This window comes from Flavobacterium qiangtangense, from assembly GCF_042658345.1.
In the GTDB taxonomy this organism is placed as follows: Bacteria; Bacteroidota; Bacteroidia; order Flavobacteriales; family Flavobacteriaceae; genus Flavobacterium; species Flavobacterium qiangtangense.
Map to the genome: position 1 here is coordinate 295,474 of NZ_JBHSQB010000007.1, position 24,343 is coordinate 319,816.

General features: G+C 37.2%; 13 protein-coding genes and 1 tRNA gene. All 14 read right to left on the reverse strand.

All coding sequences use genetic code 11. The features are described from left to right. Positions 1 to 158: 158 nt before the first annotated feature. The 14 genes from ACFPVY_RS09165 to tuf all read right to left on the reverse strand — a co-directional run bounded on the left by ACFPVY_RS09165 (position 159) and on the right by tuf (position 24,328). Entirely contained in the window at positions 159 to 338 is a 180-nt protein-coding gene (locus ACFPVY_RS09165) for a hypothetical protein (RefSeq protein ID WP_379791680.1), read from the reverse strand. Positions 339 to 372: 34 nt separating this feature from the next. Then, the gene (locus ACFPVY_RS09170) at positions 373 to 3,627 is read right to left on the reverse strand and encodes a T9SS type A sorting domain-containing protein (protein ID WP_379791681.1); all 3,255 of its coding nucleotides are present in this window, start codon (positions 3,625 to 3,627) and stop codon (positions 373 to 375) included. Between the two features lie 222 nt (positions 3,628 to 3,849). Then, positions 3,850 to 10,293: an Ig-like domain-containing protein gene (locus ACFPVY_RS09175; RefSeq protein ID WP_379791682.1), complete on the reverse strand. Its 6,444-nt coding sequence runs from the start codon at positions 10,291 to 10,293 to the stop codon at positions 3,850 to 3,852. A gap of 792 nt (positions 10,294 to 11,085) precedes the next feature. Beyond that, entirely contained in the window at positions 11,086 to 11,397 is a 312-nt protein-coding gene (locus ACFPVY_RS09180) for a DUF3467 domain-containing protein (RefSeq protein WP_379791683.1), read from the reverse strand. 3 nt (positions 11,398 to 11,400) lie between these two features. Next, a complete protein-coding gene (gene rpoC, locus ACFPVY_RS09185; RefSeq protein ID WP_379791684.1) occupies positions 11,401 to 15,708 on the reverse strand; it encodes a DNA-directed RNA polymerase subunit beta' in 4,308 nt (1,435 codons plus the stop codon). Between the two features lie 296 nt (positions 15,709 to 16,004). Next, positions 16,005 to 19,817: a DNA-directed RNA polymerase subunit beta gene (gene rpoB / locus ACFPVY_RS09190; protein WP_379791685.1), complete on the reverse strand. Its 3,813-nt coding sequence runs from the start codon at positions 19,815 to 19,817 to the stop codon at positions 16,005 to 16,007. Positions 19,818 to 20,074: 257 nt separating this feature from the next. Continuing rightward, positions 20,075 to 20,446, reverse strand: coding sequence for a 50S ribosomal protein L7/L12 (gene rplL / locus ACFPVY_RS09195; RefSeq protein ID WP_379791686.1), 372 nt, complete (start codon positions 20,444 to 20,446; stop codon positions 20,075 to 20,077). A gap of 55 nt (positions 20,447 to 20,501) precedes the next feature. After that, the gene (gene rplJ, locus ACFPVY_RS09200; protein WP_379791687.1) at positions 20,502 to 21,002 is read right to left on the reverse strand and encodes a 50S ribosomal protein L10; all 501 of its coding nucleotides are present in this window, start codon (positions 21,000 to 21,002) and stop codon (positions 20,502 to 20,504) included. Positions 21,003 to 21,024: 22 nt separating this feature from the next. Continuing rightward, entirely contained in the window at positions 21,025 to 21,714 is a 690-nt protein-coding gene (gene rplA, locus ACFPVY_RS09205) for a 50S ribosomal protein L1 (protein WP_379791688.1), read from the reverse strand. A gap of 8 nt (positions 21,715 to 21,722) precedes the next feature. Beyond that, on the reverse strand, positions 21,723 to 22,163 hold the full coding sequence (rplK, locus tag ACFPVY_RS09210) for a 50S ribosomal protein L11 (protein WP_056069304.1): 441 nt from the start codon (positions 22,161 to 22,163) through the stop codon (positions 21,723 to 21,725). Between the two features lie 68 nt (positions 22,164 to 22,231). After that, complete coding sequence (gene nusG / locus ACFPVY_RS09215; RefSeq protein ID WP_296148654.1) at positions 22,232 to 22,786, reverse strand: transcription termination/antitermination protein NusG; 555 nt, start codon at positions 22,784 to 22,786, stop codon at positions 22,232 to 22,234. Between the two features lie 7 nt (positions 22,787 to 22,793). Beyond that, positions 22,794 to 22,991, reverse strand: a complete 198-nt coding sequence (gene secE, locus ACFPVY_RS09220; RefSeq protein ID WP_379791689.1) for a preprotein translocase subunit SecE — start codon at positions 22,989 to 22,991, stop codon at positions 22,794 to 22,796. A gap of 15 nt (positions 22,992 to 23,006) precedes the next feature. Continuing rightward, positions 23,007 to 23,077: transfer RNA gene (locus tag ACFPVY_RS09225), tRNA-Trp, on the reverse strand. Between the two features lie 57 nt (positions 23,078 to 23,134). Beyond that, entirely contained in the window at positions 23,135 to 24,328 is a 1,194-nt protein-coding gene (gene tuf / locus ACFPVY_RS09230; RefSeq protein ID WP_379791691.1) for an elongation factor Tu, read from the reverse strand. Positions 24,329 to 24,343 lie beyond the last annotated feature (15 nt).

A 24,343-nucleotide genomic window follows, 5' to 3' on the forward strand; every position in this document is an offset into this window, starting at 1 on the left:
TCGATTAAATACAAACTAAAACGACGAATGGTGTAAAATATATGTATTTTACCATCAATATTTAATTAAATAATTACAACATTACCCATGTCTATACAACAAAAAAAGCCGTATTGTTAAAATACAGCTTTTTTTATCTTGACATTTAAATTAATTAGCTAGGCCAATTTCTTGCGATTATTTAATTTATAAAAAACGTACATGATTCCGATAACGGCAACTACCCAAATGTAATCTCCAATTGGTGCAACTGGTGTATCAAGCGGATCTACATCACTAGGATCTCCAAAATCACCTTGGGCAAAAGATGCCGAACTCATTAATAATGCTAATATCACTAAACTGTTTTTTGTTATAAACTTTTTCATATTTTTAGTAAATTACTTTGATTGTTGCAACAGTACCTTCTGTCGAAGTAACCTGCAATAATAATACTCCATTTTGAACTTGTAAATCTGATAATTGCACTGTTGATGCATTGATTCCCGATTTAGAATAAACCAATCTTCCTTGAACGTCGTATGCTTTTAACGAAGCCATTTCAAAGTTTTTAGTTTCAACATTCAACACATTAGATCTCTTGAAAGCAACAACTGAATTTGCTGTGAAATCAGATTGCGGCGTTGAAAGTGCAGTTTGGTAAACTACCTCAAACCTGTTATTGAAAGTTCCTTGCGTTGTGCTAAAAGTGTATGAACCTGATTTCAAATCATTCAATGTATTTGTAGCATTGTCTTTTAAGAAAACAGTTTGGTCACCAGAAAATAATCCGTCCATATTTGAAAGCGAGATTGTATAACTTCCTGCAGTTGTAGCAGTAAATGATACCGGCACAACATCAGAAGATTGAAACGGTAATGATCTTGCTTGAATTGCATAATCAGCTTCGTTTATTTTTGTTGAAAGAAAACTTCCGGTGTTACCAAAAGACAATCCATCAAATCCTCTATCAAAACCTTCTGTAGCTCCAGCCACATATCCAATTAAGATTTGATTGAAAGCCGTTCCTTCTGGATTTGTTAAATTCAACCAAAGTCTGTGTTTTTCAACTTCTGAATTAGCTGTAAATTGACTTGCTGTTCTAAAAAATTGATTGTCTGTATCTGCAGTTCTCATCGCATTTGTAAAAGTCACATCTCCTGCGCTTGTTGCTTTTACGATAAAACCTTGACCAACTTGAATTGTTCCATTTGGCGCGACTGTAGAACCTGTTGCCATAGTACTTCCAGTTAAATTCCAAGTAGCATAATTTGTTCCTTGTGGAAAAACACCTTGTGCATCCATCGATAAGCTATGTGCATAAAAGTACAAAGTTCCGTTAAGTGATGGATTCGCGTTGATAAATGCAGTTCCGCTGATTGCTGATGGGTATGGATTTCCAACCAAATTGAAACCAGTTCCCGCAGTTGAAGCTGCGAATGTAACTTCTCCATTATTTGGAATTCCTTTAAAAGTTCCCAACCATTGCGTTGCAGTTGTTGGGTGATTATTTGGAGCACGAACCCCAAAACCTTTTCCAGGAACGAATGTTGAAGTTGCAGAAATACCTGTTGTTACATAAGTATCTGTTGGCGTATTGTACACATAAAAACGATTTGTCAATGTGTTTGGAGAAAAAGCGTATAAATTTTGAGCCACTACAGGAGAAGACCAAAGTGTGTGATCTAAACGAACGATCGGTGCAGAATTTCTTTCAACTGTAATTGCTCCAGTATTTGCAACTGCTGTAGTTTGAATAAGATTTCCGCCGGTTTTTACTATCAAGTTACTATCTGCTTGTGTATTATTGACAATTCCTTCAACAGTAACGGTTGTTCCAGAAGCAATTGTAAAAATTCCGGAGTTAATGGTAAGCGATTTTGCAGTAAAAGCTCCTTGAGCTGTTGACGCTGTTGAATAATCTCCAGCAATTGTCGCGTCAAGAGACGATGTTGGAACTCCATTCGACCAAGTTAAACCGTTCCATGTTGTTGAAGTTGCACTTCCATAACACGTCCAAGTAATATCATCTAAAATAACCTGATTCCCAGTAATATTTCTTACTTCAATTACAACATTTCCAGCAATATTAATATTTTCAACGGTAAAAATATGTTCTTCAGTATTTTGAAAGGCAATTGACTGACCTTTTGAAACGCCGTTCACAAATAATTCAACTTGTCTGTCAGCTTGGGAAGTGAACCCTTTATAAAGTTTCACTGAAAAACTTCCGATACCGCTAGAAATAGTGCTTGAGGTAATTTTACTATTATCCGAGGCCCTTCTTAACATGATGGCTTTCCCTTGTATTCCTGAACCATTATCGTCGGCGTTTTCGTCTCGCGAAGCCAGATAAGTCCATACAACACCATTATTCCCTACAAAGTTTCCATCGCCATAAGATCCTGTAAGATTTGAATTTGAAAAATCTTCAGTTCCACAAACTGCTGGCGCCACTAACGTAGTTGCCGTTGCATTTGGAACGAGTCCATCTGTTTTATAATTAATCGATGTTCCTGAATTTGAATACGAATAAATAGCAAAATGGTAAGTTGTAGAAGGATTAAGACCAGTGATTAATTTTGTTTGAATTCCTTGCGCTATTTTAAAAACACCAGAACCATCACTTAAATTTGCATCTTCTGGTACGTCAGTTCCATCAACCGGAGACGTGAAAGTTCCTGTTTGGTTTATTAACAATAAATAACCCGATGGTAAATTTGTTCCTGTCGCGTCGTTCCAAGTTGCTGTAATTTGTGTATGACTATTTGCTATCGCTATTAAGTTTGAAACGTGATTTGAGGGTTCTGGAAAAACCTGGAAGCCCGTACCTGAGACTGCAACAGTTGGATACGAAGTAACGCCTCCTCCTGAAAATGTAATATTTCCTGATTTTAGGCCTGTCGAAAGAGGATGAAATCTTACATAGACTGGTACATTTGTTAGAGTTGTATTATTTGGTAAAGTAACCGAACTTTCCCAAGAAGTCTGATTCGAACTTACTTCAAAATTTTCTGGTGCATTAACTAAAATTGAACTAGACAAATTAGATCCCGAAACAGAAAACGATGTAGACGTTGACGAGCTATTTGTTGGGATTTCACCGAAAGATGGAATTTCCGTTACACTTGCATTTAGAGTTGGAGTTGTAGCAGAAAAAGCTGTCCAAGATATGTCATCGATATTAATTTGCCCTCCAGCGGTTCTCAGTTCTAATCTCACATTACCTGCTTGATTAATTACAGCTGAATATGCTTGAACAGTACTATTATTACTTACTACGGAAATAGTCGTTCCAATTTTCACATCATTCACATAAACTTCAATTGATCTATTGGAAGTCCCTGTAAAAGCTCGCACATAGTTAAACTGCAATAAACCCATACCATTCGCATAAACTGGAGATGAAACACTTCCAGAACCATTAGTACAAATCGCTTTCCCATTCAATGTTTGATCAGTTCTTGCCAGAGTAGCCGTCCATGTAACATTATCTGTCCCTGTCCAAGATCTATTGGCATAGCCAGATGCTGAAGCAGGAATATTCGAGAAGTTTTCAGATGCTTGCCCCCAAGCTCCATTAAAAAATAAACCAAACGCTAAAATCATCAACGTCCGTAAAAAAGTAAAGTGTAATGTGTTTTTCATAGTTCTGCTTTAAAAATTCGGTACAAATATAGAAATTCTTGTTGTGATATATTTAACCATTATATTACCAATTCGTTAACAACATTAGCTTTACAATCAATTAATAACTTCTTATAGAACAATTTAAAAAAAATCTGACTAAATTTTAAAGGAGGTTTTATGAAGTAAGCAAAAAAAACCTCCCGAAGGAGGTTTTTCTAAATATCAATTATCTAAAACAGATTATTGGTTTTTAATCAGTTTAACCATTTTTGATTTGGCACCCGAAGATACTTCTAAAAGATATGAACCCATTGGTAAATGCGACATATCAAGTTTAGTCTCGGTAGAATTGACTTTTTTGTTCATCAACTCTTGGCCAACCATGTTATACAATTTCAATCCGGTAATTTCTTCGCTGTAAGTTACAGTCAAGACATTACTTACTGGATTTGGATAATATTTCAATGATTCAAATCCAAAACCTTCAACTTTCAAGTTCACTCCTGCTGTAACCGGAAGCCTCGTTGGGCTTTCACATCCTCCAACAGTTTGCGAAGCATAATAAGTTACATTTGAAACTAAAATTGTTGAGGCAGGAAGTACATTTCCACCATTTGGAGCATCATACCAGATAATTCCTGTTCCTGTAACATCAAAGTCAGCAAGCGTGTCTCCTGTTGTATAATCTTGTGGAGAAGTTCCTGTTGGTGCTGCAGTAGTTGTTACGGTAACACTTAATGTTTGTGTAGTTGCACATTGTCCTGCTGCTGGTGTAAACACATAAGTTCCACTTGTTGTATTGTTAACTGTTGCTGGACTCCAAGTTCCTGTAACTCCATTTGGAGATGTAGTTGCTAGAGTTGGCGCAGTTGATCCTGAACAAAATGCAGGAATTGTAGCAAAGTTTGGAACTGTATTTGTTGTTACCGTTACAGCTAATGTTTGCGTGTTAGCGCATTGTCCAGCTGTTGGTGTAAATACATAAGATCCACTTGTTGTATTATTAACTGTTGCTGGACTCCAGGTTCCCGTAACTCCATTTGGAGAAGTGGTTGCTAAAGTTGGCGCAGTTGATCCTGAACAAAATGCTGGAATTGCAGCAAAATCTGGAGTTAAAACAGCGTTAACAGTCACATTAACAGTACTTGTAATTGAGCAAGATTGAGCCGTAGTTCCAGTTACAGTATAAGTAGTAGCAGCGGCAGCTGTGTTAGACTTAAAGTAAACTGTACTTGCATTTGTTCCTGCAACATAAGCTGTTGTAGCTGTAGCGTCAGAATAAAGGTTTGTTATTGGCGACCATGTCAAATTAGCATTTTCTAAAGTAGAAATTCTAAGATTTGGACGATTCGTAACGCCAGTTGGAACAGTTGCATTAGAACAAACATCAACAGTATTATCTTGAGATCTATGTAAATTTAGACCCGAAGCAACTGTAGATGACTGTACTGAAAGCGACGATGCGGCACCATTTCCTGAAGTACCGTTATTGAAGCAAGTTTCAACTAAAAGATTTGAGATACCATCCCAAACTAATGGTGTAGCAATAGAAAAATCTAAATTACCTATTCCTGTTGAAGGGGTGTAAGTTGCCGGCGCATAAACTACCGTACTTGCACCAGAAATAAACGTAGTACCTAAAGTTGCAGCACTAACAAAACCTGCAGAAATTGTAAAGTTATTGAAGGTCGATGGAGTTCCTGCCAACGATACATAACCAATTGAGTTTACTTTTTGTCCTGCTTGCAATCCTAATGCAGATAACTCAGCAGCAGTATACAATGCCTGAGATTTTGACCCACCCCAATTTCCTTTAAACGGAGTAGTTACGACATTAGTAGCAACACCTGAACCGATCTTGCCAGCAACACCTGTAGTTCCTCCAGTTACAACAAGAGGAAGTATTGTGTTTTCACAAACGCTTGCTGGTGATGGAGAAATTGTAATTGGAGTTGGCAAACCATTTACAGACACAACAACAGAAGCTATCGTACTACACAATGAGCCTGCACTTTGCGAAGCTGTCAATGTATATGATGTGGTAGTTGCTGGGTTAAAAATCCAACCTGTAGCTACATCACCTGAAACTCCTGTTGACGGTGACCAAACATAAGTATCATAATCTGAAACAGTAGAAGTTACTGTAACAGGCGCTGAAGATTGTCCAGAACAGAATGCCACAGGATTTCCGCTTAATGTCAATGCTGGCGGTGCAGTTACAGTTGCAACAACTTGCGTTCTTGGAGAGTTACAAGTTCCTGTTGTTTTAATATTATAAATATAATAATAATTTGTTGTTGTTGAGCCACCCCATTCACTTGCAGTCACACTAATATTACTATTGGTATATGGAAAAGCTACAGAAGTACTACCTCTTACAAGACTTACACCTGTAAAAGATTTAACCAAGATTTTATAATTGTTTCCTACAGGAAGATCAAAGTTAATTGGAACAACATTTGGTGTTGTAACCCCTCCATTTACAATATTTACATTTCCTGTTGAATATAATTCAGTACCAGCAGAATTTACAACTTTAAGATTTACTGTTCCAGCCGCAGTTGAATATAGATCTACAGAGTTAATAGTAACTGCATTTAAGGTATTAAAAATTATCCCCCAATCTGTAAGTGTAGTACCAGTCCAATCTGAAGGCGGAGCAATAATACCTCCTGCCAAAGTAGCTCCTAATGTTTGAGCTTCAGCCCAATAATTTGTAGTCGCACTTATAGAAGGTGTAGTAAAAGTATTTCCTGTACCCACTAAAGTTCCATTAGTAGCAGCATTAAACCAATTTATTGTTGCTCCTGCTGTTGCAGTTGCAGCTAAACTTACCGTACCAATTCCACAACGTGTTGCAGGAGTAGTTGTAAGAATGTTATTCGTAAACGTGATTTGTACAGGAGTAGAAATACCTGTATTTCCCCCACAAGTTACAGAAGCTCTATAATATAAAGGCACCGTAGGAATCGTTGAATAAGTTGAGGCCGTTGCTCCTGAAATTGGAGTAAAAGCAGCACCATCAACCGAACTTTCCCAAACATAAGTAACTCCAGTACCTGCAGTTAAGTTTTGCAAAGATAAAGTCACTGAACTTCCAGAACAGATTGTTGCTGCAGAAGCTACAGTATTACCAGGAGTTGGAGTTCCTGAACAAACATTGGAAGTTGCATATCCAATAAATCCTGTATAATTTGCTGAAGGTATTCCTGTAATAGATTGAACCGTGTTTGGAGTTCCTGTCGCAAAAGTTGCTGTAAAACCAAAAGCTGATGTATAAATTCCTGCTTCTGTTGGCGCTTGTACAGGTATGTTAGTTGCAACAATTCCTGCATCTGCAATTCTAACTTTTACATCAGTAATAGTTCCTGAAACTATTGGAGCTTCCCATCTTCTTGATGTATTCAACCCGACAATAGAAGCATCTGATGTACCTGTATTTGAATCAAAAGCTTCTGCTTTCATCTTAGCAACTGTAGTTGTTGCTGGAGATAATGAAATTGGTGCATACGCTGATTTTCCTACAGGAAACAAAATGTATGAAGTGTTTGAAGTTGCAATTGTTCTAGCAATTGGCCCATTAACGTAAGATGTAGCTGAACCTCCAGAAAGAGTTCCAGCAGCAGTAGCCGTACCTAATGTTAACAAATTTGTATTATTTGTATTAAGTAAACCTGCTGTTAATGTTAAAGTTCCACTGATTGAAAGAGGAACATTCAATGTTGCTCCAGCTGTATTATTAATTGTTAAAGAATTTAAATTAGCAGTTTCAGCAGTAGCTAAGTTTTTGAAAACTCCTGTCCCAGAAATTGACTGAGCTACAGTATTTACTACAGCACTACCATTAAAATCTCCTAAATTTAAAGTAGATGTCGTTGTTAAAATTCCATTATTAACTACATTTCCAACTACATAGGTTGCAGAATCTAACCTGTATTCACCTGATGTGATTGTAAGATTTTTTTTAATTGAAATAGGCGATACGGTTTTAACAAATCGATTTACACCAACTGTTCCTGCATCTACAACAACATTTCCAAGCCCATAGTAAAAAGTTCCTGGAAATAAATAAATATAAAATCCATTGCTTCCGGTTGTACTTGAGTCATTAGAAACTCCATTTCCAAATTTAAATGTATGATTTACAGATGCACTATTAAAAGCGCCTCCTTGAGAAACTCTAAGAGCATAAGTAGAAGTACTTGCACTTTGTGGTGGGTCAACAATTGTAATAGTTCCACCTGATAAATTTAAATTTCCAACCGCTGATGCAGTGATATTTAAAAGATGTGTACCAGATGCTACAGAATTTGCAGCAACTCCTGCATCATTTCCATCAATAATGATTTCTCCACCACTTTGATTAAATGTAGAACCACTATTGTGCGACATATTTCCATTCACATTTAAGATTCCACCGCTTACGGTTAAAGTTCCGTTATTTGTAAATGTATTATTTTTTAGAGTACAACCAATTGTTAAATCTCCTGCCGATTGGCTTAAAGTTGCTCCACTTGAGACAATTAGTCCTTTTGAAACATTTCCAACCGCATCAACTGTTACGGTATGTCCTGATGCAATTGTCACATTATCTGTACAAGTTGGAACTGAACCTTTATTCCAAGTAGATGGAGCGTTCCAGTTACCGCTTGCCACACTCACATAAGGAATATCAGAAGAAGCGATTCCAATATAAAGCGGTCCAGCAAATAAATCTGCTTGTGGAACATTAATTCTTTGAGCACCTGGAGTAACAGTACCGGCTTGATGTGTTCCACCAATTGGAGCAGAAGCACCTATAACTCTTACATTACCATTAGATGGATAAAGTGAGTTTTCCGCTAATAAAACAACAATATAAGAAGATGCGCTTACTGCAGTACCTTCATTTGAAACAACCCAGTTGCTATTATACCTATCGGTAACTGTGTATGCTCCGTCAACAATTGACAATCCCGATGCAGTCGTTGTTGCATCATTGTAAACAACTGCAATTTCTCCTGCTACAGCTCCTGTAGCATTTGTCCTTGTGATGTAAATTGGTCTATTTAAACCTGTTGCTGACAAAAAAGGATATCTACTAGTTGCATTGGTAGGATCGGTTGCTGACGTGATTGCCGTACCTGTAGAAGTGGCGTTCCAAAATCTTGAAAATTTACCATTCATGAATCCTGTTCCAGAGGCTGCCGTCAATGTATTTCCTGCCGCAGCATTACCAAAAGTCAATTTATTACCGCCAAGATTTACTTTTGCACCTGTTAAAGTTAAATTATAGGCAACTGCAACGTTATTCATCAACCAATTCACATTAGGCAAAGCTGTTGCTGTGTTATTAAAAATCAAATTTCTAATACTATTCGTTTTAAATGTCCCAGTTCCTGAAACTGTTTGAGCTGCGGAACCATTTAAAGTAAGCGTCCCTTCTGTTGTACCTCCAACTGAAAGGTCTATAATACCGTTTAAAATAATGTTACCACCCACAGTAAGTGTTTTACCAACTGCGGCATTAAAAACATTTACTAATCCCGAAGTATTTACGGTTAAATTCCCAGAAACTGGAAAAGTAGTTGAAGTCGTACTATATGCTAAAGTACCATCTACAACTAAGTTTGCGATCCCTAAACCTGTTGCATTCAGCGTTACTGTATGTCCTGCTGAAACTGTTGCACTATCGTAAATAGATGGGGCAACACCAGCATCCCAAGTGGTTCCAGCATTCCAGTTACCTGTAGCGATTGATATAAAATTACCAGGCGCAAGAGTAGTGTTTGAACCTAAAAGCCCTGTTAATGGAACATTGCCTTCATTGGCAGCTGTAATTTTATAATAATATAATGTATTGGGGATCATTCCTGATTGTGCAGAAGAATATGCAGTTCCCGTTGATGCTATTGAAGTTGACTGAACGATTGTGTTAACAACCCCTGTAGTAAAAGCAGCATCTGTAGCCCTTGTAACAATAAAAAAACTTTCAGTTGTTGAGCTATCAACCCAATTAACATTTGTTGCTGTAGAAGTATTCCCTGTAAATGTAATCGCTGTTGGACTAGATGGACTAGCTCCCGGACTAAAAGAGTACGTTCTTCTACTTCCATCAGCTGCAGAGTTTAAATCTGTAATCACACCTGTTGCAGCGATTATTGGATTTTGAGCGTATGTTGCTGTAGAAGCAGTATGAGTTGAATAAGTAACTGCAGCAAAACTTCCTGCAGTAGAACCGGTATAAAAACCAATCGAAGGCAATCTATTAGTAGTACCTGCAGTAGCAGTCACTGACATTGCGCCATAAACGTATTCAATAGTACCATTTTCAAAAAGACGCATTTGCCAAGTTGAAGTACCAGCTTCCGCAGTACCCGTATAAAACAATTGCATATTTAAAAATTCTACTGTCAAAACTCGGTTTGGAGCAACCCCACTAACCTTGTAGTGGATTTTACCTGAAGTTGTACCTGTTCTAAAATCAGCACAAAAGGCACTTAATCGAGGTGAAGTTGTCGTACCGCCCGTTAGTGTGTAAACGTTGGTATTAACTACAGTCGCTCCTAGTTGAAGTATTCCATCCTCTTGAACAGAAAATTGTGTAAAACGATTTCCCATAAAAAAGAAGTCAAACCCAATAGCGTTGACTGCCGAAGCATTCGCATCAAGTCCTGCAGCAACTAATTGTGTTGAACCAGTCATATCACTTAAGCTACCACTTGTACTAGTAGCAAAAGCGTAATTTGCACTCGATTGAGCAAAAATAGAGTTTGGCATAAAGCAAAGTAGCATAAAAAACATCAATAAGCCTTGCTTAAGACGCTTTTTGACCACTAGATTTGGAGGCCCACTCAGATTAGCATGATGTCCCGACAAAAATTGCCATAACATCTGAGAGTAATTTGTAATCATAGAAAAAAATTAAGTTAATTGAAGAGTGAAAATTATAACAAAATATTAACATGAAGATATATTTATCTAAAAAGTTATTAACCAATTAAAAAGGCCGTCGCATTTTAGGCAATATGAAAAATATCAGGTTAAATTTTTAAAAAATAAACACTTTTCGGGATTTTGTTTTTATTAGAAATTCTAAATTTGGTAGAAATTTATGCAAAAGAAATAGCATCAATTATTTTTTATAGAAACTTTCGATAACGAGTATTTATTAATCGTCAAAATACGTTAAAAAAAACTCTTCATGTCTGTCTTGGCAAAACAGCAGAAGAGAATTCTCACTTAACTAAAAAACCTTAAAATTATTTCAATTCGTATGGAAATATAAAAATTACACTGACAAATAAATTATCCGAATAAAATTAGATTTTACACCGATAGCATTAAATGTTTGAAAAAATTTAATTCTGAGATAAACTTAGACTAAAATAAAATAGATTAAAAACAAATTCGACGAAGGTCATTTAAAATCGTTTAAGACAATATTTTCAAATAGTTACAAAAAAAACCTCTTGATTTCTCAAGAGGTTTTTTGATTTAAGCTTGTCCAGCTGGACCAAAGTTTAAAGGAATTGCGGGTTGATCCGTTTCTTTAATTTCGCCGTGGGCGCTTTCAAATCTGTGGATATTTTCGCCTAATGCCTTTAATAATCGTTTGGCGTGCTGTGGCGTCAAAACAATTCTAGATTTCACTTTTGCTTTTGGAATTCCGGGCATAATGCTTACGAAGTCCAATACAAATTCTGAAGCTGAATGATTTATAATTGCCAAGTTTGAATAAATTCCCTCGGCTGTTTTCTCATCAAGTTCAATGTTAATCTGCCCTTGATTTTGGTTTTGATCGCTCATATCTTAGTAATTATATTCTTCTTTTGTTGCCATCAATTCGTTGTACTCATCTTTTGAACCTACGATTACATTATCATAGTCTCTCATACCTGTACCTGCAGGAATTCTGTGACCAACGATAACATTTTCTTTCAATCCTTCAAGGAAGTCAACTTTTCCAGCAACTGCTGCTTCGTTCAATACTTTTGTAGTTTCCTGGAACGACGCTGCAGAGATAAATGATTTAGTCTGTAACGAAGCTCTTGTGATACCTTGAAGTACTGGCGTTGCAGTAGCCGTGATAACATCTCTTGCCACAACTTGATTCTTATCGTTACGTTTCAATAGTGAATTTTCATCACGCAATTGACGCGGTGTAATAATCTGTCCTGGTTTCAAGTTTTCAGAATCCCCAGCGTCTTCAATTACTTTCATACCATAAAGTTTATCATTTTCAACGATAAAATCTTTTGTATGAATTAATTGATCTTCAAGGAATAATGTATCTCCTGGATCTTGAACTCTAACTTTACGCATCATCTGGCGAATTACAACTTCAAAGTGCTTGTCGTTGATTTTTACACCTTGAAGACGGTAAACTTCTTGAATTTCATTTACCAAATATTGTTGAACCGCTGCTGGTCCTTGGATTCTCAAGATATCGTCTGGAGTGATCGCACCGTCAGACAATGGAACTCCTGCTCTAACGAAGTCATTTTCTTGTACAAGAATCTGGCTTGAAAGTTTCACAAGATATTTCTTGATTTCACCAAATTTAGATTCGATAACAATCTCACGGTTACCTCTTTTGATTTTTCCAAAAGAAACAACTCCATCAATTTCAGAAACCACAGCTGGGTTTGAAGGATTACGAGCCTCAAGAAGCTCTGTAATTCTCGGAAGACCTCCGGTGATATCATTCGCTTTTGATGAACGACGTGGAATTTTTACCAAAACTTTTCCAGACTTAATTTTCTCACCGTTTTCAACCATCAAGTGGGCTCCAACTGGTAAGTTATAAGAACGGATCAATTCGCCATCTTTACCATAAATTAATAAAGTTGGGATTAATTTTTTGTTTCTTCCTTCAGAAATTACTTTTTCTTGGAAACCAGTTTGCTCATCGATTTCAACTTGGAATGATTGTCCTTGTTCTAAATCTTCGTAAGCAATTTTACCAGTAAATTCAGAAATAATAACTCCATTATATGGATCCCATTTACAAACTACAGTTCCTTTTTCAACTACATCTCCGTCTTTAACAAAAATACTAGATCCATAAGGAATGTTGTGTGTATTAAGGATGATTCCTGTTTTAACATCAACCAATTTTAATTCAGTTGAACGAGAAATTACAATATCTGTAATATTTCCTTCAAGGTCTTCACCTTTTACTGTTTTCAAATCTTCGATCTCAAGACGACCTGCAAATTTAACAACGATGCTAGATTCTTCAGAAAGTCCACCCGCAACCCCACCGACGTGGAATGTACGAAGTGTCAACTGTGTTCCTGGTTCACCGATCGACTGTGCAGCAATTACACCAACAGCTTCTCCTTTTTGAGTCATTTTTCCAGTTGCAAGGTTTCTTCCATAACATTTTGCACAAATACCTTTTGTAGCTTCACAAGTCAATGGCGAACGAACTTCCACTTTTTCAATTGGAGATTCATCGATTGCCTTAACGATAGCTTCAGTGATTTGCTCACCTGCTTGGATTAAAACTTCATTTGTAAGAGGATTAATTACATCTTGCAAAGCAACACGTCCTAAAATTCTTTCTCCTAAAGTTTCAACGATTTCCTCATTTTTCTTCAAAGCTCCAACTTCAACTCCTCTTAAAGTACCGCAATCAACAGTGTTTACGATAACGTCTTGAGAAACGTCGTGAAGTCTTCTTGTCAAGTAACCAGCATCTGCCGTTTTCAAAGCGGTATCCGCAAGACCTTTACGCGCACCGTGAGTAGAGATAAAGTACTCAAGGATCGAAAGTCCTTCCTTAAAGTTAGAAAGAATCGGGTTTTCAATAATTTCACCACCACCAGCAGTAGATTTTTTAGGCTTAGCCATCAAACCACGCATACCAGTTAACTGACGAATTTGTTCTTTAGAACCCCTTGCACCAGAATCAAGCATCATATATACAGAGTTGAAACCTTGTTGGTCTTCTCTAATATTTTTCATTGCCAATTCTGTCAATTGAGCATTTGCAGAAGTCCAGATATCAATAACTTGGTTGTAACGCTCGTTATTGGTGATAAGACCCATGTTGTAATTTGCAGAAATTCCTTCAACTTGAACACGTGCGTCAGCAATCAATTGTGTTTTTTGCTCTGGAATTCTAATATCTCCTAATGAGAATGACAAACCTCCACGGAAGGCAAATTTGTATCCCATATCTTTCATATTATCAAGGAAGGCAGCAGTTGTTGGAACATCTGTTACGCTTAAAATTCCACCGATAATATCTCTCAAAGATTTTTTAGTCAATACCTGGTTGATATATCCTGCAGCTTCTGGAACTACTTCGTTAAAAAGTACACGTCCAGCCGTTGTTTGGATAATTTTGTACACTAATTCCCCAGCTTCATTGAAATCTTTTGCTCTAATTCTTACACGAGCATTCAATTCAACTCTTCCTTCGTTTAATGCAATATTTACTTCTTCAGCAGAATAGAAAGTCAAATCTTGACCTAAAATTTTGTGATCTTCTGTAGAAATACGCTCTTTGGTCATATAATATAGACCCAAAACCATATCCTGAGAAGGTACCGTGATTGGCGCACCATTCGCTGGATTCAAGATATTGTGAGAAGCCAACATCAAAAGTTGTGCTTCCAAAATAGCTTCTGGTCCCAATGGCAAGTGAACCGCCATCTGGTCACCATCAAAATCCGCGTTGAAAGCCGTACAAACTAAAGGATGCAATTGGATTGCTTTTCCTTCAATCAATTTTGGCTGGAACGCTTGAATACCAAGTCTGTGCAAAGTAGGAGCACGATTCAGTAATACCGGATGTCCTTTAATTACATTTTCAAGGATATCCCAAACTACTGGCTCTTTTTTGTCAATGATTTTCTTAGCCGATTTTACTGTTTTCACAATTCCTCTTTCGATCAATTTTCGGATCACAAAAGGTTTGTAAAGTTCAGCTGCCATATCTTTTGGCAAACCACATTCGAACAATTTCAATTCAGGTCCAACGACGATTACCGAACGAGCAGAATAATCCACACGTTTACCCAAAAGGTTTTGACGGAAACGACCTTGTTTACCTTTTAACGAATCAGAAAGCGATTTTAATGGTCTGTTTGATTCTGTTTTAACAGCAGACGCTTTTCTTGTATTATCGAATAACGAATCCACAGATTCCTGCAACATACGTTTTTCGTTTCTCAAGATAACTTCTGGAGCTTTGATTTCCATCAATCTTTTCAAACGATTGTTACGGATGATAACTCTTCTGTACAAATCATTCAAATCTGAAGTTGCGAAACGACCACCATCAAGTGGCACCAACGGACGCAATTCTGGTGGAATAACTGGAACCACTTTCATGATCATCCATTCTGGACGATTTTCTCTGTTCAAGTTAGACTCACGGAACGATTCCACAACTTGAAGTCTTTTTAAAGCTTCAGTCTTACGTTGTTTAGATGTTTCGTTGTTAGCAGAGTGACGCAATTGGTATGATAATTCATCCAAATCGATTCTTGCTAACAAGTCCATAATACATTCAGCACCCATTTTGGCGATGAATTTATTTGGATCATTGTCATCTAAATATTGATTTTCCATCGGAAGTGTATCTAAAATATTTAGATATTCTTCTTCTGTTAAAAAGTCAAGTCTTTGTAATGATTCTCCTTCAGGATTTTTTGCAATACCCGCTTGGATCACTACGTATCTTTCGTAGTAAATAATCATGTCTAATTTTTTAGACGGAAGACCTAAGATGTAACCAATTTTATTTGGAAGTGAACGGAAATACCAGATGTGAGCAATTGGCACCACCAAATTGATGTGACCCACTCTGTCTCTACGTACTTTCTTTTCTGTAACTTCCACACCACAACGGTCACAAACGATACCTTTGTAGCGAATTCTTTTATATTTACCACAAGCACATTCGAAATCTTTTACTGGTCCGAAGATTCTTTCGCAGAAAAGTCCGTCACGCTCTGGTTTGTGTGTTCTATAGTTGATAGTTTCTGGTTTCAGAACCTCACCTCTTGACTCAGCCAAGATTGATTCTGGAGAAGCAAGACCTATCGAAATTTTGTTGAACCTTTTAATTGGGTTCTTGTCTTTATTATTTCTATTATTCATCATAGTTTTTACTATTGATTTATTGCAATTAAAATTAATTTAGTCAAATGTCGAATGTCGAAAGTTTTAAAGTCGCTCGGGACTTTTGACTTTTGACTTTCCAACTTTTGACTTCTACATTACCTCGGATTACTTCTCTAAACCTCAAGCGACACTTGAAGTGCTAATTATGAAAAAATTCATAAAAAATCGGAACGGTTTACGGGTATAAATCCTAAAAACTTTGTTATTTGTAAAAAATCAAAGGTCGAAAGTCAAAAGCCATTCAGACTTTCGACTTTCGTCTTTTGACTTAATATTTATTCTTCTAATCTGATGTCTAATCCAAGACCTTTAAGTTCGTGCATCAATACGTTGAACGATTCTGGCAATCCTGGTTCTGGCATAGTTTCTCCTTTAACGATAGCTTCGTAAGTTTTAGCTCTACCAATTACGTCATCCGATTTAACAGTCAAGATTTCTCTCAATGTGCTAGAAGCACCGTATGCTTCAAGAGCCCAAACCTCCATCTCTCCAAAACGCTGACCTCCAAATTGAGCTTTACCTCCAAGTGGCTGTTGTGTAATCAACGAGTATGGTCCGATAGAACGTGCGTGCATCTTGTCGTCAACCATGTGTCCTAATTTCAACATATAGATAACTCCAACAGTTGCTGGTTGGTGGAAACGGTCTCCTGTTCCTCCATCATAAAGATACGTATGTCCGAAACGTGGAATTCCAGCTTCGTCAGTCAATTCATTGATTTGGTCAAGAGAAGCACCGTCAAAGATTGGAGTAGCAAATTTTCTACCCAAGTTTTGTCCAGCCCATCCTAAAACTGTTTCATAAATCTGACCGATGTTCATACGTGAAGGTACCCCAAGTGGGTTCAACACGATATCAACTGGTGTTCCGTCTTCAAGGAAAGGCATATCTTCGTGACGAACGATTCTGGCAACAATACCTTTATTACCGTGACGTCCCGCCATTTTATCCCCAACTTTCAACTTACGTTTTTTAGCGATATATACTTTCGCCAATTTCAAGATTCCAGCTGGAAGTTCATCTCCAACAGTGATCGTGAATTTTTCTCTACGCAAAGCACCTTGTAAATCGTTCAACTTAATTTTATAGTTGTGGATCAAGTCATTCACCATTTTATTGGTTTCATCATCTGCAACCCATTGACCTTTGCTTAAGTGAGCGAAATCTTCAACAGCGTTTAACATTTTTTGAGTGTATTTTTTACCTTTTGGCAATACTTCTTCACCCAAATCATTCATAACTCCTTGTGAAGTTTTTCCGTTAACGATGTTGAAAAGTTTGTCAACCAATCTGTCTTTTAATTCCACAAATTTAGTTTCAAACTCTAGTTCAAGAGCAGCCAAATTGTCTTTGTCTTGACCTCTCTTACGTTTATCTTTTACCGCTCTCGCGAATAATTTTTTATCTAAAACTACACCGTGTAAAGAAGGAGACGCTTTTAACGAAGCATCTTTCACATCACCAGCTTTATCACCAAAGATTGCACGAAGCAATTTCTCTTCAGGAGTTGGATCAGATTCTCCTTTTGGAGTAATTTTTCCGATCAAAATGTCGCCAGGTTTTACTTCAGCTCCAATTCTAATCATACCATTTTCATCTAAATCTTTAGTAGCTTCTTCAGAAACGTTTGGAATGTCATTCGTTAATTCTTCGTTACCTAATTTAGTATCTCTAACCTCTAATGAATAATCATCAACGTGGATAGAAGTAAAAATGTCATCACGAACCACTTTTTCAGAGATTACAATCGCATCCTCGAAGTTATACCCTTTCCAAGGCATAAACGCTACTTTAAGGTTTCTACCTAAAGCAAGCTCTCCATTTTGAGTCGCATAACCTTCTGATAAAACTTGACCTTTAACAACTCTGTCTCCTTTTCTTACGATTGGTTTCAAGTTGATAGAAGTACTTTGATTCGTTTTTCTGAATTTAATCAAATTATAAGTCTTGTCATCAGAATCAAAACTTACCATTCTTTCTTCTTCAGATCTGTCATATTTAATAGTGATGATATTTGCATCAACATATTCAACAACTCCAGGACCTTCTGCATTGATCAAAACTCTTGAATCAGACGCCACTTGTCTTTCTAAACCAGTTCCAACGATTGGAGCTTCTGGTCTTAACAATGGTACCGCCTGACGCATCATGTTTGATCCCATCAACGCACGGTTCGCATCATCATGTTCCAAGAAAGGAATCAAAGATGCAGAAATCGAAGCGATCTGGTTTGGTGCAACGTCAGTATAATGAATTTCAGATGGATCAACGACCGGGAAGTCACCTTCCTCACGGGCAATTACTTTATCAGCAGTAATTTGTCCAGCGCCATCCATTTCAATATTAGCCTGAGCAATCATCTTTCCTTCTTCTTCTTCTGCACTTAAATATACAGGAGTTGATTCTAGATCCACTTTTCCGTTAGTTACCTTACGGTAAGGTGTTTCGATGAATCCCATTCCGTTTACTTTCGCATAAACTCCAAGAGATGAAATCAAACCAATGTTTGGTCCCTCTGGTGTTTCAATCGGACATAAACGTCCGTAGTGTGTATAGTGAACGTCACGAACCTCGAAACCAGCTCTTTCTCTCGAAAGACCTCCAGGTCCAAGGGCAGACAATCTTCTTTTGTGCGTGATCTCAGCCAATGGATTCGTTTGGTCCATGAATTGAGATAACTGGTTTGTTCCAAAGAAAGAGTTGATAACTGATGATAATGTTTTAGCATTAATCAAATCAATTGGTGTAAACACCTCGTTATCTCTAACGTTCATTCTCTCACGAATGGTTCTTGCCATACGAGCCAAACCAACACCGAATTGAGCAGAAAGTTGTTCACCAACTGTTCTAACACGACGGTTTGACAAGTGATCGATATCGTCAATCTCTGCTTTAGAGTTGATTAATTCGATTAAGTATTTTACAATGGTAATGATATCTTCTTTGGTCAAGACTTGCTTTTCCATTGGGATATCCAAACCAAGTTTTTTGTTCATTCTATAACGACCTACTTCACCTAAGTTGTAACGTTGGTCAGAGAAGAACAATTTATCGATAATACCACGAGCAGTCTCTTCATCAGGCGGTTCTGCATTACGCAATTGTCTGTAGATGTGCTCAACGGCTTCTTTTTCAGAGTTTGTTGGATCTTTTTGAAGCGTGTTGTGGATGATTGCGTAATCGCCTTGATTTGCATCTTCCTTGTGCAACAAAATAGTTTTCACATTAGCCTCGATAATTTCTTCCACATTATCTTTATCGATAATAGTGTCACGGTCAAGGATGATCTCATTACGCTCGATAGAAACTACCTCGCCAGTATCCTCGTCCACGAAATCTTCGTGCCAAGTGTTCAAAACACGCGCAGCCAATCTTCGGCCTACGTATTTTTTAAGACCAGTTTTTGAAACTTTGATTTCTTCTGCAAGGTCAAAAATTTCAAGAATGTCTTTATCTCTTTCAAAACCAATTGCTCTAAAAAGAGTGGTAACTGGTAATTTTTTCTTTCTATCGATATAAGCATACATTACGCTGTTGATATCGGTAGCAAATTCTATCCAAGAACCTTTGAAAGGAATTACTCTGGCAGAATATAATTTGGTTCCATTTGCGTGGAATGATTGTCCAAAGAAAACACCTGGTGATCTGTGCAATTGCGAAACAACAACACGTTCAGCACCGTTGATTACAAATGTACCACTTGGCGTCATGTAAGGAATTGTACCAAGATAAACATCTTGAACAATAGTTTCAAAATCTTCGTGCTCTGGATCTGTACAATATAGTTTTAGCCTAGCTTTTAAAGGCACACTATACGTAAGTCCTCTTTCAATACATTCTTGAATTGTATAACGTGGTGGATCAACAAAGTAATCAAGGAATTCCAATACAAATTGATTTCTTGTATCTGTGATTGGAAAGTTTTCCATGAAGGTGTTATAAAGCCCTTCGTTGCCTCTTTCGTCAGATTTAGTTTCCAGTTGGAAAAAATCCTTAAAAGATTTAACCTGAATATCCAAGAAATCTGGATACTGAGGAATATTTTTCGTTGAGGCAAAATTCAATCTTTCAGTCTGATTTGTTATCATCAATGGACAAAATTTTGATTAAAAAAAAAGTGATTTTTTGTGTGTAAACACTAAGTAATCCTTACTTTCTTTTATAATCAGTACATCTTTAAAAATAAACCAAGTTGGAGTTTATTTCTTTCTTCGTACGGATTAAAAGCTTTTCGTATTCAACTCAATGATTAATAAAACCGGATATAATTTTATTATACGAAAAATGGTTTAGGCCGTTGAGTATAACTCAAAGACCTAAACCTAGTTCTTAAAACTGAGTAAACTTATTTAAGTTCAACTACAGCTCCAGCTTCTTCTAATGATTTTTTAAGACCTTCTGCCTCATCTTTAGAAACACCTTCTTTAACGTTTGCCGGAGCACCGTCAACTAAGTCTTTTGCTTCTTTAAGACCTAAACCTGTAAGTTCTTTTACAGCTTTAACTACAGCTAATTTAGAAGCACCAGCTTCTTTCAATACAACTGTAAATTCTGTTTGCTCAGCAGCAGCAGCACCAGCATCACCACCACCAGAAACTACAACAGCAGCTGCAGCTGGTTCGATACCATACTCGTCTTTTAATATTGTTGCTAAATCGTTAACTTCTTTTACTGTTAAGTTAACCAATTGTTCTGCGAATTGTTTCAAATCTGCCATCTTTTCTATCGTTTAAAAATGATTTTGTAAAATATAATTTTGTTTTGCGTACTGATTAAGATTCAGCTCCTTCTTCGTTTGCGAATTGGTTCTTAAGAGCAGAAATAACTCTTTGAGCCGGAGACTGAAGTAATCCGATGATTTCTCCGATAACCTCTTCTTTTGATTTAAGAGAAGCAAGAGAATCTAAAAGGTTATCACCAATGTAAATTTCACTGTTGATATAAGCCCCTTTAAAAACTGGTTTGTCAGATTTTTTACGGAATTCTTTGATGATTTTTGCAGGAGCGTTCGCCACGTCTGCAAAGAATATAGAAGTGTTTCCTTTCAAAGTTTCTGGTAATTCACCATAGTTGTTTTCAGAAGCTTCCATTGCTTTTACAAGCAAAGTGTTCTTAACAACTTCTAGTTTGATACCAGCTTTGAAGCAAGCTCTTCTTAAGTTTGAAGTAGTTTCTGCATTTAGTCCAGAAATATCTGCTACATAAACAATATTTGTACCAGCTAACTGTGCAGTTAAATCTTCAATCGCGATTGATTTTTCTTCTCTAGTCATACTAAAAATTTTTAACTACCAATTATACAGCTTTAGGATCTAAAGCGATAGCAGGACTCATTGTTGATGAGATGTGGATACTTTTAATGTAAGTACCTTTCGCTGCAGTTGGTTTCATTTTGATTAATGTTTGAATAATTTCATGCGCATTGTCGGTAATCATGTCAGCTCCAAATGAAACTCTTCCGATTCCTGCATGAACGATACCAGTTTTGTCAACTTTAAAGTCGATTTTACCAGCTTTAACTTCTTGAACCGCTTTCGCAACGTCCATAGTTACTGTACCTGTTTTAGGGTTTGGCATAAGACCTCTTGGTCCTAAGATTCTTCCTAATGGACCTAATTTACCCATAACAGCCGGCATAGTGATGATAACATCAACATCTGTCCAACCATCTTTGATTTTTTGTAAATAGTCATCCAATCCAACGTGGTCAGCACCTGCAGCTTTAGCTTCAGCTTCCTTATCTGGAGTAACTAATGCTAAGACTCTAACGTCTTTTCCTGTTCCGTGAGGCAATGTTACTACACCTCTTACCATTTGATTTGCTTTTCTTGGATCTACACCCAATTTAACAGCGATATCAACAGACTCATCAAATTTTGCAGAAGCAATAGTTTTGATTAATGCAGAAGCATCTTTCAAAGAATATAGCTTGTTTTTTTCAATTTTAGATGCAGCCTCTTTTTGTTTTTTTGTCAATTTTGCCATGTCTTTTCTTAATTAGAAGGAGCGTCTCCAGTTACAGTTATACCCATAGATCTAGCCGTTCCAGCAATCATGCTCATAGCAGACTCAATTGTGAATGCATTCAAATCAGCCATCTTGTCTTCAGCGATCGCTCTAATCTGATCCATAGTAACTTTCGCTACTTTTTTACGATTAGGCTCCCCAGAACCAGATTTCAATTTTGCAGCTTCTAATAGTTGAATAGCAGCAGGTGGTGTTTTTACAACGAAGTCGAAAGACTTATCTTTGTAAACAGTAATTTGTACTGGTAACACTTTGCCAGGTTTATCTTGCGTTCTAGCATTAAATTGCTTACAGAACTCCATGATATTAACACCAGCAGCACCCAGAGCAGGTCCAACCGGTGGCGACGGGTTCGCAGCACCTCCCTTAACTTGTAGTTTAACTACTTTACTAATCTCTTTAGCCATTGTTTAAAAATTTAACACATCATCATGGAAGCGATGGATGTGCGGTTTAATTATATGTGTAACAAAAATTATACTTTTTCAACTTGCATAAAACTCAATTCTAATGGTGTTTTTCTTCCGAAGATTTTAACCATTACCTCAAGCTTACGCTTTTCTTCGTTGATTTTTTCAACAGTTCCATTGAAACCATTGAAAGGCCCATCGATAACCTTAATTGTTTCACCAAGAGTGAACGGAATTGCATGATGATTGTCAGTTTTCACAGCAAGCTCATCTACCTTACCTAACATTCTGTTTACTTCAGAAAGTCTTAATGGCACAGGATCTCCGCCTTTTACTTCACCTAGAAAACCGATAACGCTAGTTATAGACTTAATAATATGAGGTATTTCGCCGACAAGATTTGCTTCGATCATTACATAACCAGGAAAGTAAACTTTGTCTTTGCTGATTTTCTTTCCGTCCTTTACCGTAACTACTTTTTCAGTAGGAACAAGAACTTGAGAAATATAATCAGCCATTCCCAATCTGTTGATCTCAGTTTCGATGTAAGCTTTAACTTTATTTTCTTGTCCGCTTACAGCTCTGACAACATACCACTTTTTCACATTATTATCTGCCATCTTTTATTTAACCTTTTATCAAATTAAAGAAACCAGCTAATGCTTTTGCGAATAAAACGTCAACTCCCCAAGTAGCCAAAGCGAATAATACAGAAAAAACAGCGACAACAATTGTCAGACGCTGTACTTCTGCCCATTCTGGCCAGGTAACATTATTTTTTAATTCTCCGAATGCTTCAGATATGTAATTAACAACTTTTGCCATTGTAATTTGTTTTTGCACGGGCGGAGGGATTCGAACCCCCATCAACGGTTTTGGAGACCGCTATTCTACCCTTGAACTACGCCCGTTTATTAAAAACCAGTGTCGCCAAAAACGACACTGGCTTTATAAAATATTTATAGAAATTATTCTACGATTTCAGTCACCTGACCTGCACCTACTGTTCTACCACCTTCACGGATAGCGAAACGTAAACCAACTGTCATAGCGATTGGGCTTAACAAAGTAACATCAATTGTTAAGTTGTCCCCTGGCATAACCATCTCTACTCCTGCAGGAAGATTAATAACTCCAGTTACGTCAGTTGTACGTACGTAGAACTGTGGACGGTAGTTATTATGGAATGGTGTGTGACGACCACCTTCTTCTTTTTTCAAGATATAAACCTCTGCTTTGAATTTAGCGTGTGGTTTTACTGATCCTGGCTTAATGATAACCATTCCTCTTTTGATAGATTCTTTATCAATACCTCTTAACAATAAACCTACGTTATCTCCAGCTTCACCTCTATCAAGGATTTTACGGAACATCTCAACTCCTGTAATAGTAGAAGTCAATTTATCAGCTCCCATACCAATGATTTCAACAGCATCACCTGTATTAGCAATACCAGTTTCGATACGACCTGTAGCAACAGTTCCACGACCTGTAATTGTAAATACATCTTCAACTGGCATCAAGAAAGGTTTTGCAGTATCACGAACTGGCTCTTCGATCCAGTTATCAACAGCTTCCATCAATTCAAGAATTTTTGGTACCCATGTAGCATCTCCATTCAATCCACCTAAAGCAGATCCTTGAACTACCGGTCCATTATCTCCATCATATTCATAGAAAGACAATAAGTCTCTGATTTCCATTTCAACTAGCTCTAAAAGCTCAGCATCATCAACCATATCCACTTTGTTCATGAAAACAACCATTCTAGGAATACCTACCTGGCGACCTAAAAGGATGTGCTCACGTGTTTGTGGCATTGGTCCGTCTGTAGCAGCAACTACCAAGATAGCACCGTCCATTTGAGCAGCACCAGTAACCATGTTCTTTACGTAATCCGCGTGACCAGGACAGTCAACGTGAGCGTAGTGACGGTTAGCAGTTTCATACTCAACGTGTGATGTATTAATTGTAATACCTCTTTCTTTTTCTTCTGGAGCGTTATCAATCTGATCGAAAGATTTAGCTGCATTTTTAGAAAAACCTGCTTCAGTCAATACTTTAGAGATTGCTGCAGTCAATGTAGTTTTTCCGTGATCCACGTGTCCAATTGTACCTATGTTTAAGTGCGGTTTGGAACGATTAAAATTCTCCTTTGCCATTTTACTTAATTTTTA